Genomic DNA, 10,719 nt, shown 5'->3' with positions numbered 1-10,719 from the left:
TAAAAAAAAAATCTTATGAAAAAAAAGCTGTGGTCCTTGCCTCAGGCAGGAAGAGTGATTTTTATATAGACTTAAGACAAACTACCCTTCACCCTGAAGGTGCATATCTGGTTGGTAAGATATTTTATGAGATGATTAAAAATTCAGGACTAAAGATAGATGCTGCAGGCGGACCCACAATGGGCGCTGACCCAATTGTTACATCAATATCAATTGTAAGTTTCATGGAGGGGAACCCAATCCCATCATTTATAATAAGAAAAGAGCCTAAAAAACATGGACTGGGTTTATGGATAGAAGGGAAGAAAAATATCAAGGAAGGTGCAAATGTACTCATAGTTGAGGATGTTGTTACAACAGGTTCATCTTCTATAAGCGCTGCAAAAAAGGCTGAAGAAGAAGGCTTGAAAGTCCCTGCTATATTTGCTATGGTTGATAGGCTTGAAGGTGGCGCTGAAAACATAAAAAATGCAGGCTATAGATTTGAGGTAATATTTACCAAGGAAGATATAGTGGGAGGATAGGATGATACAGAAGACAATTACGAATTACAAATTACAAATTACAAATTTTAGGCTTTTGTTCTTACTATTCACTATTCACTTTTTACTAATCACTGTCTCTACAGGTTGTGCCTTCAAAAATAATGAGGTTATAGGCAAACCTAAAAAAGACTATTCTTCAGTCCTTAATTATTGGACAAAAAATCAGAAGGTCTACGAGAACCTTGAGACAAAACTATATGTATATGCTACTTATAAATCATGGCAGTGGAGAGAAATGTATGCAGATGAATATGCAAGGAGGTATATGCTGGACCCTGTGCAGAAAGAAAATATCCTTGCCAGAGAAAAGGAAACCAGCGAAAGATTTAACGAATTCTTTTTGAGCATCTATACCCCGGAACTGAAATGGAATGACTTTGATAAAAAGGACTCTATCTGGAATATATACATGGAAGGAGAAAATGGGGAGAGGGTCACTCCCATTGAAATAACAAGGGTGGATGAAAATAACCCTCTTATAAGAGAGTTTTTCCCCTATATGGACCTCTGGAGTTATGGCTATACAATAAAATTCCCAAAGTATCTGCCTGCTGGCAAAGAACCATTCCCCTCCCCTTCATCCAAATCTATTAAACTTGTCCTAACAGGTGCGGTAGGAAAGGCGAAACTGGAGTGGAAGTTGGAAAATAGCAAACCATAATCTGTAAACGCTCGGCTACCCTACAAACACGCAACTGCTTGCCGCTGTCCTTGTATCCATGTTTCTGCCTCGGTTTATATGGTCGTCTATTTCTGCTGCGCACCCTATCATCCTGCCGAACAGGAATGTGGTAAATGCCGCTGTCTCAATCTCTTTTTCGGTTATTTTGCCTGTTTTAAACGGCTGCCATACCATTTTTAAAAGTATTACTGCAATAACAGCGTCAACATTTACGCAGTAGACATTTTCGCTGACCTTGTTGTCAAATAACGACTGGACAAGATTATGATAGAAATCCAGGAACATATTATATATCCCCTTTTCTTCAAACAGGCTGTGGACAAACCTTTCTCTAGGGTCGTAATTCACAGCCTTGCCTTTAAATACAGGGTGGTTGACGCATGGCACCTTCATATACTCTATATTTCCTGCTGCCTTTTCTTTTGCCTTGTATTTGCCGTACCACTTTGCATACTCATCAGCAATTGCCTTTAGATTGAGACCGTGATTTTTATCAGCAGGGCTCTTTAAATTTTTATCTTTAAATCTGTCTATAAGGAATGCAATCGCCTCATAGCCGTTGCCTCCGTGGGCGAAACCTGTATGTGTCAAGAAACCTACAAATGCCTTGTTGATTTGAATCCTTGTTGGATCTTCGGGTCCGTCAGCGCTCACTCCGCCTTTGCAGCCTTGTGCAGATATTGTGCCTGGACCATTGGATATAATCAATCCCAACAGCATTGAAAACTCAAAGAGTTCATCTTGAGAAGGATTCCTTCCGATGAGGGCAAGGAATGCGGTTTCTGTGAAACTCCATTTTTCAATGAGTTCTTTATTGTCCACACCGCAGAAACTGTCTTTTTTATGTTTATCAGAAGAAACGCTTGAGCCTACAAAACTAGAGAAGATTCTTGAATACCAAGGCAGGCTTATAATGGTTGTCCTTGAAATCTTTTTCTTCATTAAGGCACCCCACGCAATGGTTGTCCATATTGCAGCAAGGAGCGCATCAGATGAAGGCTTGCTGTCAGCGGCATCCTTAACGAAATCTATAAATACAGATTTGCCGAGTTTTTTAGTTTGTGCAAGCAGTATGTCTGCAAGGGTGTCATTCTTTTCTATTTTCAACAAACCCTTCTGCTCTGCATTCAATCCCTTCAGGATATTTGAATAATCAAATTTATCGGACGCATTCTGAATCTTCGTGTGCTGGAATAGTTCTGATAAAAGGGCTGATGCATCCATAGCATTTTTAACCCTGCCCTTGCCGATTATTGATATACTAGACGACAGCACAGTATTTGGCGAGTTTTCAGCATCCCTTGATGCGTCTGCAGCAATAACGGCATTATCTCCATTCATATTTACATAGGCATTGAATGCTATATTCGCAAGACCTTTTCCATATGCGTCAGGATAATCCTTGATAAGGGAAAAGACCAAATTTTCTTCCAGTGATTTTTTTGATGCGTCAAGAATAGAAACATTATGAACCTTTGTTACCTGTGTTTTTGCATCCATCATGGATGCGCCGCTGCAATCTTTCATGGACTGCCTTGGATACTGGGCGCCAACCTGTTTGCTTATTATCTCTATCTGTTCATTATAAGGCGGAATTGCAGGAACAATATTTACATCAAGTTCTTTTGAAAGTTTTATGCCCTGATTGTTTCCAAACCAGCACTTTAATGAAAGGTCTCCCATAGGCGCAAAATCAGGCTTGATTTTATTTAATTCCATAACCTTTGTAAGCGCCTCAGGTATATGCGCTATATTTGTAACAACCGCCCCTTTCTTGCTGAATACAGGCTTTTCAGGCGTATAAATGTCATTGACGCCAAAATAGTCCATAAACCATTTTTCCTTTGCCTTTGCATCATCGCCTGAGCCGGCAAGGGAGCCGGCATGGCCGCATGCCTTTGTAAGTTTTGCCTTCCACCGACCAACAACACAGGCAACAGTTGGCTTATTTATATCGAGTTCACATTCATAGTAGCCGCCGGGTTCAGCATATATTACAGCGCCCTTGCTCCTTTCATCATTATCAAGTGCATTAAAAAATTCCCTTGGGGCAAAATGGATATATACATCCTTTCCGCTGGATATGGATATGGTTGTGCCCCATCCATTTGTGATGAGATAGGTTGCAATGGTTGTTGTAAAGTTGCCTGAATTTGAATAGATAGCAACAGAGCCTTTAACAAGGGACTCTTCAGGTTTGTTGCCGCCCAATGCCCCGCCAATCCTTATATGGTTCCATGCATCCGCTACACCAAGGCAGTTGCCTCCGAATACATCAATACCGTTTGTCTGGCATATTGCCCTTATGATTCTTGCATCATTGATAGAAACCTTTTCTGTGAGTATTATTATCTTCTTTAAGTCAGGGTTTTTAATTACAACCTCAGCAACACCGTCTTTTACGCCTGACGGCGGCAGATATATTACTGCTGTGTTGAACCTGTGCCCTGCTGCCATGCCCTCTTTTATAGAATTATATACAGGTATCGGACCGAGTTTTGTCTCAAGGACCTGTCCTGACCTTCCTGGACCTGTGCCAAATACCACATTGCCTCCTGAATATTCATGGCTTACAGGGGTAACGCTTTTACTTTCATTGCCGAGTATATTCAGGACGCAAATCTTATCTTGTTTTGTTGCGATATCTTTTAAAGAGTTAATCCCTACATAATATGGAAATTTCTTTACCCCTACTTTATGCATAATAATCTCTCCTTTAATTCGTAATTCATAATTCGTAATTCTTAATTATTTAAGAGATCCCCATCTTTTCCTTTATAAGTTTTTTCCCTTCCTTTTCCATCCATGTATCCACCTTAAGGGCGTAATTGACAACCTCTGACATTGCGCTGTCAAAACCGAAAAATCTGTATGGCAGCCCTAAAGACTCCACTGTATCCTTCATATATGACATGCCCCTTATAAGGTTTGGACCGCCCCTTCCAACAACAACAAAGAGCGGCACAGGACCATGGGTCTGGAAATACCACCGCAGTGCATCTGCCATTGCCCTGAATGTCTCGTATATATCCGTATTGTTCGCCTTGCCGCCTATGATAAAAAGCACATTGGACTGCTTGAGCCAGTATTTGAAGACTATCTTTGATATATTCAGCATCTTGTCATAGGGAGGATTTCCTCCAAAATCGGATGAGATGGTTGCCCTTTCTCCAAGGAGTTCTGTCACAAGCGCATTGGCGCCGCCGCCGAATGTAGGCGCTGTAATTGTGCCATTTGGATTTATAACAAATACATCGCTCTGCCCCTGATATGTCCTTAACTGATTGATTTCCTGTTCAAACTCTGAATAATCAGAGGCAAAGAGGTGCGGGGGTAAATCAAGTCTCTTCCATGCAGGGTCATCTATATCAAAGGAGCATTTAAAATCGCATGCAACAGGCACGAGCCTTCCTGCAGCATCAGGAGACATCCTTATGGGATTCAGTTCAAGCACATTCAGCCCATAGTTATTATAAAGTGTCCAGAGTTTCGGAAGGTTCTGAACAAGCGGGCTTATGATTTCACTCGGCGCGCCCAGTTCCTCAAGTGCGTTTGCTATATGGAATGACTTTAGCCCTGTAAGCGGGTCAAAGGGGACTTCCTGGATTTGAGCCTTTGGGAGTTCCTCTATGTCAACGCCGCCGTGATGGGTGATTGTCATTGTCGGTGCACGGAATTTTGTAGACTCTGATATTGAAAAATACACCTCATGTTTGGCAGGCACAGCCCCTTCAAATGTAACACCGTCAGCCTTTGCAGTGCCTGATGGATGTTTTGCAAAATATAGCCTTTCCTTTTCCTGAAGGGCTGCTGTTATGTCAGAAGCCTTGCCGATGAGTCCTAATTTGCCTTTTTTGCCCACACCGCCCTTAAACAAGGGCTTTATAAAGACCATGCCCTTTCTCTTAATGAGGTCTTTGATTTCATCCACACTTGCCTCAGGACCGAGGATATCTGCTGACTGGAATTCAACCCTTCTTAATAACTTACCGCCCCACTGCAAACCTGTAAGTTGCATTTATTTTTCCTCCGTATATAAAAGGATTTTTATAATATGTATGTTTTGTTAATGCTATCTTTTTTATAAAAAAAAACAAGGAAAGTCAAGCGATTTATGCAGTCGATTTATGCAGTCGTTTTTGTATGGACAACCTTAACCTTTTTTTATTATACTCCATCACAATAAACTCAAAAAAAGCAGTTGCATTTTTTGGCAAATCATTATTATCTCAGAGGTATGTTTTGAAGGTCACAATACTTGGCTGCGGCACATCAACAGGTGTGCCTGTAATAGGCTGTCCATGCAGTGTCTGCACATCCCCAAATCCAAAAGATAAAAGGACAAGGACATCAGTGATTATAACCATAAACGGTAAGAATATCCTCATTGACACATCAACGGATTTAAGACAGCAGGCAATTGCAAATAATGTCCAGAGGATTGATGCTGTCATATACACGCACCCGCATGCAGACCATATCCATGGTATAGATGAACTCCGAAGTTTTAATATGCTTCAAAAAGAGAAAATCCCATGTTACGGCAGTGAGTTCACAATAAATCGTATAAAAGAGATGTTTAATTATATCTTCACAACAGAGGAAAAAGAGAGTTGGAAACCAGAACTTGAGATATTTAAGATTACCTCTGCATTTGAGGTTTGCGATATAAAGATTCAGCCAGTGGATGTCATGCATGGACAAATGAGCATCTTTGGCTACAGGATAGAAAACTTTGGCTACATAACAGACTGTAGTTTGGTGCCTGACAAATCCAAAGAGATGTTAAAAGGCATTGAAGTGTTGGTGTTAGGTGCATTGCGGGAAAAACCACACCCAACGCATTTTAGTATTTCACAGGCAGTGGAACTTGTTCAAGAACTAAAACCAAAGCAAACTATCCTAACTCATTTAAGTCATAACATAGGTTTTGAAGAAACAAATAAATCGCTTCCTGACGGAATTGAACTTGCGTATGATGGCATGGAAATAGAAATATAAAAATAATTCCTTATTTTTGACTTTTGACCTTTGACCCCTGATTACTGCCTTCAGGGGCATGCTCTTGAGTTATCCTCGTCCCTCCCCTCTCCTGCACTGCTTCTTAACAGAAAAAGGGGACGAACAGAAAAAGGGGATTTATTTAAAGGGGATGGTTAAAGTTTTAGGTGCAATTAGTCAGCCGTTTTCTGATATAATATCCACAAATAATTAATGGGCGGTAGGAATGGAATTTGAGTGGGATCCAAAAAAGTCTGCTGCAAATAAGCGAAGGCATGACATCACGTTTCAGGAGGCATCAACGGTTTTTGGAGACCATTTGGCTATGACCTTTGCAGACCCCGACCATTCCAAGAATGAAGAGCGGTATCTTACTTTTGGGCTGTCAAAACAAAACCGTCTGCTCGTTGTTTCACATACTGACCGCGGAGAAAAGACAAGGATTATAAGTGCGCGTCTTATGGAGCGCAAGGAAAGGAGAATCTATGAAGAAGGCTAAATCGGAAGAGTTACGCCCGGTGTATAACCGTGAAGACCTTGGGCCGGGTGTTCGGGGCAAGTATTTTGAATCTTACCAAAAGGGAACCAACTTGGTGCTTCTTAGTCCTGATGTGGCTAAGGCATTCCCGACTGAAGAATCAGTGAATGATGCCCTCCGCTCTCTAATTAATCTTGCACAGAAGACCATCGGACTAACAAAGCGCTCAACCGGACGTGCTAAAAAACTGCACGTCGGTTAAGCGAAAAGGGGGCATCACGGGGTCAAATCTTTTCGGTCTGTTGACCAAATCCTCTTAATCCTATAAATTCATGATTAGTTAATGTATAATAGCCGTCATAAAGGAGGCTACAAAGATGATGTTTCGTATCATCAAGTTTGTGGGAATAATTGCTATATTAATTTTTTTCGCTTGTGAGACATCGTTTTTAGGTGCAAAAGCAAGTGAAAGAGGTTTAGTGGAAACTACTGCCGTAGATCCAATTACGAGTTGTGCTATTGGCCGCTGGCTTAATAATTGCGATATTAAGACTGCCATTACACGAGGGCTTTTTGAAACTGGTTTGACCCCTGTCTTTCCTGAACACACCTCTTGCCGTGAAATTGATGAAGGCTATGCAATATCATACTCTAAAAAGCGACCACGCGAGATGTATCACGGAGGAATTGATATTCCAGCACCGTGGGGAATGCCGATTATTGCAGCGGCTGCAGGTGAAGTTGTAGGTGTGTATCACGGCAACGATAGTCCCAGAGGCGTAGAGATTGTTTTGCGTCATTCTCCAGAAGATACAGGAATTCCATTGTGGATATACACCCAATATACCCACTTTTCGGAAATTCCATCTCTAAAAGTCGGACAACGTGTGCGTATGGGCGAAATACTGGGCAAAACAGGGAACTCAGGAATTAGCCCTTTTACAGGCAAGCAAAGTAATAAGCGCCGCCCTGCACTTCATTTTGGAGTGTTTTATAGTGTTAGCAGTGAATATGCGAATTTTGGCGACAGGATAATCCAAGTTGACGGTCATTGGATGGACCCTGTTGCGCTTTTTAGAAAAGAACTACCTCTAGACTCTATCTCAATGAAGGCATTGCCAGAGATGAAAAAACAGATTCCTATTTCTGTCATGCTTGACAATGGTGAGGCATTTCCTGCTAATACAAAACTTGTGTGGCCATACGCTTGCATGCAAAAATAGCTTCTAAATGAAGATAATAAACGGCATCTTTTTAATTTTCCTTGTCCTATTTTCCTTAGCCCCTAGTCCCTAGCCTCTTGTTTTTTTACCCCATCCCAACCTCCATATCCTCCAGTTTTCTTATCCTGTCCCTAAGTTCTGCTGCCTTTTCAAACTCCATCTTTTTCGCTGCATTCATCATATCCTTACGCAGCGACTTGATAATGCATGGTATCTCATGCAGGGGTATGTATTCTTCTTCCTTTTCTTTAACAATAGATACATCGTAGTAGTCTTTCTCATAAATTGAGGCAAGGATATTCTTTATGCTGCTCTTTATTGTCTCAGGCGTTATATTGTTTTCTTTGTTGTATCTTGCCTGAATCTTCCGCCTTCTATTCGTCTCGTCTATCGCCCTTGTCATCGAGCCTGTTATCTCATCTGCATACATAATAACAGTGCCTTCCAGATTCCTTGCAGCCCTTCCGCATGTCTGGATTAAAGACCTTTCTGAACGGAGGAATCCTTCTTTGTCAGCATCCATAATCGCCACAAGGGATACCTCGGGCAAATCCAATCCTTCCCTTAAAAGGTTTATGCCTATAAGACAGTCAAATTCACCAAGCCTTAAATCCCGAAGTATCTCAATCCTCTCCAGTGTATCAATATCTGAATGAAGATATTTAACCCTTAATCCTAAATCAGCATAATACTGGGTTAAATCCTCTGCCATTCTCTTCGTAAGAGTTGTAACAAGCACCCTTTCCTTTTTTTCAACCCTTTTTCTGATCTCGCCGTAGAGGTCATCAACCTGTGTCTTTGCAGGCTTTACCTCAATAGCAGGATCCATAAGCCCTGTTGGTCTTATGATTTGTTCAACCACAGCTCCGCTGGATTGTTTGATTTCATACTCACTCGGCGTTGCAGACACATATATGACCTGATTGATTCGCCTTTGAAATTCCTCAAATTTAAAAGGTCTGTTATCAAGCGCAGAAGGAAGCCTGAAACCGTATTCAACAAGCGTCATTTTCCTTGAACGGTCTCCGTTATACATGCCGTTTAACTGAGGGATTGTTATGTGGCTCTCATCAATTATAAGGAGATAATCAGACGGAAAATAATCAATCAATGTATATGGCGATTCTCCTGCAAGCCTTCCTGCAAGGCGCCTTGAATAATTTTCTATGCCTGAACAATAGCCCATCTCCTCCATCATCTCTAAATCATACAACGTCCTCTGCTCTAACCTCTGCGCCTCAAGGAGTTTATTATTTGCCTTTAACTCTATAAGCCTTTCACGGAGTTCATCCCTTATATCATCCATTGCCCTTTTCAGATTATCCCTTGTTGTCACATAATGGCTTGCAGGGTGGATTATTACCCTGTCTATCCGTTTTGTAATCTTTCCTTTAAGCGGGTCTACCTCTGAAATCGCCTCAATTGTATCGCCGAAGAATTCAAGCCTGATTGCAGTGTCACCTTCATACACAGGGAATATATCAACAACATCGCCTTTAACCCTGAATGCGCCTCTGTAAAAATCATAATCATTTCTTTGATACTGCATCTCAATAAGTCTTTTCAGAATACTGTCTCTGTCAGCGCTCATATCCTTTTCTGCATATAGGCGCATACTGCTGTAATCAGAAGGCGACCCTATTCCGTATATACAAGATACAGATGCAACAATGAGGACATCGCTTCTTGTTAAAAGCGAATGTGTCGCAGAGTGCCTCATCTTGTCTATCTCATCATTTATGGACGAGTCTTTTTCAATGTATGTGTCTGTTGTTGGGATATATGCCTCTGGCTGGTAATAGTCATAATATGACACAAAATACTCAACCCTGTTTTCAGGGAAGAGTTCCTTGAATTCTGCATAGAGTTGCGCTGCCAGGGTCTTATTCGGCGCAAGGATAAGGACAGGCTTGTTCACATTTGCAATAACATTTGCAATTGTAAATGTCTTGCCAGATCCGGTAACGCCGAGCAGAACCTGATGCACAAGACCATTCTCAAGCCCTTTTGTCAATTCATCTATTGCCGTCGGCTGGTCGCCTTTTGGTGTAAAGTCTGTTGTGAGTTTAAAACGGTGCATAAATGTAAGGTGTCTATATTTATACATCAGATAAACTTACTGTCAAGGTTTTAAAATCTCCATTTATTTCTTGCGCAATAAAAGACGCTATGAGGGAGCAAGGTTGGAAAGCGCCTGATGAAGAATGGATTGCTTGAGGGCAGACAAATCGTCTGCGGTTTGTTTTCGCAATTCTTGAAGGGAGCGGGATTTTTGGGAAAGAGCGGCCAGATATACGGCGTTTTTTTGTTAATCCATATTTGGCAGTATTCCGTTCACCCAATCAAGAAACCTCTTGGCATGTTCTACCATATCCCTTGCCTCAGACTGAATAATAAGCCGCTCTTCATATTCCACAAGATTCTTTTTAGCAATAACCCTTGAAACATGCCTTCCTGGTGAGGATGCAGATTCTCCTATGATATCGTGAAGCAGCCCAACAACCTCTCTATGGTCAAGTTCAGAGCTTCTTACTCCACCATAATAAACAATTACCGCATCACTGGCAGAAATTACCGTGTGAACAGCCTGCAATCCTGCGGAATTCCACTTGCCTTGTTCAAGAGACACATCCATCATAGAAGCAAAGTCCTTTGCCTTTGCAAGAAAGGCATGATACTGATTTTTATCAACGATCCTTGTTTTCCGTTTTTTCGTCATTTTAACGACTCTGACAGCGGCTTGCCGGAGATATCAATCCCTTGTTTTATTATGGATTTAATCAAGGGCGA

The 10,719-nt window shown here is 41.4% G+C and carries 9 protein-coding genes and 1 pseudogene (1 of these 10 only partly in view); 6 read left to right on the top strand and 4 right to left on the bottom strand.

Annotated features, from left to right (window positions below):
- Positions 1 to 524, top strand: a pseudogene (pyrE, locus tag HZC45_03425) (orotate phosphoribosyltransferase) (it extends 55 nt beyond the left edge of the window).
- A gap of 1 nt (position 525) precedes the next feature.
- On the top strand, positions 526 to 1,206 hold the full coding sequence (locus HZC45_03420) for a hypothetical protein (protein MBI5682208.1): 681 nt from the start codon (positions 526 to 528) through the stop codon (positions 1,204 to 1,206).
- A gap of 15 nt (positions 1,207 to 1,221) precedes the next feature.
- Here HZC45_03420 and HZC45_03415 read toward each other — a convergent pair whose 3' ends face one another.
- Together HZC45_03415 and HZC45_03410 are read right to left on the bottom strand one after the other, a co-directional pair.
- On the bottom strand, positions 1,222 to 3,930 hold the full coding sequence (locus HZC45_03415) for a CoA-binding protein (GenBank protein ID MBI5682207.1): 2,709 nt from the start codon (positions 3,928 to 3,930) through the stop codon (positions 1,222 to 1,224).
- A 49-nt stretch (positions 3,931 to 3,979) separates the two neighbouring features.
- Positions 3,980 to 5,245, bottom strand: a complete 1,266-nt coding sequence (locus HZC45_03410) for a carboxylate--amine ligase (GenBank protein ID MBI5682206.1) — start codon at positions 5,243 to 5,245, stop codon at positions 3,980 to 3,982.
- Positions 5,246 to 5,469: 224 nt separating this feature from the next.
- On the opposite strand from HZC45_03410, the gene HZC45_03405 reads away from it, so the two are divergent.
- The 4 genes from HZC45_03405 to HZC45_03390 all read left to right on the top strand — a co-directional run bounded on the left by HZC45_03405 (position 5,470) and on the right by HZC45_03390 (position 7,929).
- The gene (locus HZC45_03405) at positions 5,470 to 6,228 is read left to right on the top strand and encodes an MBL fold metallo-hydrolase (GenBank protein ID MBI5682205.1); all 759 of its coding nucleotides are present in this window, start codon (positions 5,470 to 5,472) and stop codon (positions 6,226 to 6,228) included.
- Between the two features lie 226 nt (positions 6,229 to 6,454).
- A complete protein-coding gene (locus HZC45_03400; GenBank protein ID MBI5682204.1) occupies positions 6,455 to 6,727 on the top strand; it encodes a BrnT family toxin in 273 nt (90 codons plus the stop codon).
- Positions 6,714 to 6,968, top strand: coding sequence for a hypothetical protein (locus tag HZC45_03395; protein ID MBI5682203.1), 255 nt, complete (start codon positions 6,714 to 6,716; stop codon positions 6,966 to 6,968). The genes HZC45_03400 and HZC45_03395 overlap by 14 nt, the downstream gene beginning before the upstream one ends.
- A gap of 115 nt (positions 6,969 to 7,083) precedes the next feature.
- The gene (locus tag HZC45_03390) at positions 7,084 to 7,929 is read left to right on the top strand and encodes a M23 family metallopeptidase (protein ID MBI5682202.1); all 846 of its coding nucleotides are present in this window, start codon (positions 7,084 to 7,086) and stop codon (positions 7,927 to 7,929) included.
- Positions 7,930 to 8,014: 85 nt separating this feature from the next.
- On the opposite strand, the gene uvrB is transcribed toward HZC45_03390, so the two are convergent.
- Both uvrB and HZC45_03380 read right to left on the bottom strand, forming a co-directional pair.
- Complete coding sequence (gene uvrB, locus HZC45_03385; GenBank protein MBI5682201.1) at positions 8,015 to 10,009, bottom strand: excinuclease ABC subunit UvrB; 1,995 nt, start codon at positions 10,007 to 10,009, stop codon at positions 8,015 to 8,017.
- A 228-nt stretch (positions 10,010 to 10,237) separates the two neighbouring features.
- Positions 10,238 to 10,648, bottom strand: a complete 411-nt coding sequence (locus tag HZC45_03380; GenBank protein MBI5682200.1) for a HEPN domain-containing protein — start codon at positions 10,646 to 10,648, stop codon at positions 10,238 to 10,240.
- Positions 10,649 to 10,719: the final 71 nt, after the last annotated feature.

It is taken from the genome of Deltaproteobacteria bacterium (assembly GCA_016223005.1).
In the GTDB taxonomy this organism is placed as follows: domain Bacteria; phylum Desulfobacterota; class GWC2-55-46; order UBA9637; family GWC2-42-11; genus JACRPW01.
The sequence above is the reverse complement of the archived record's forward strand: the minus strand, read 5'-3'. Positions and strand labels throughout refer to the sequence as shown.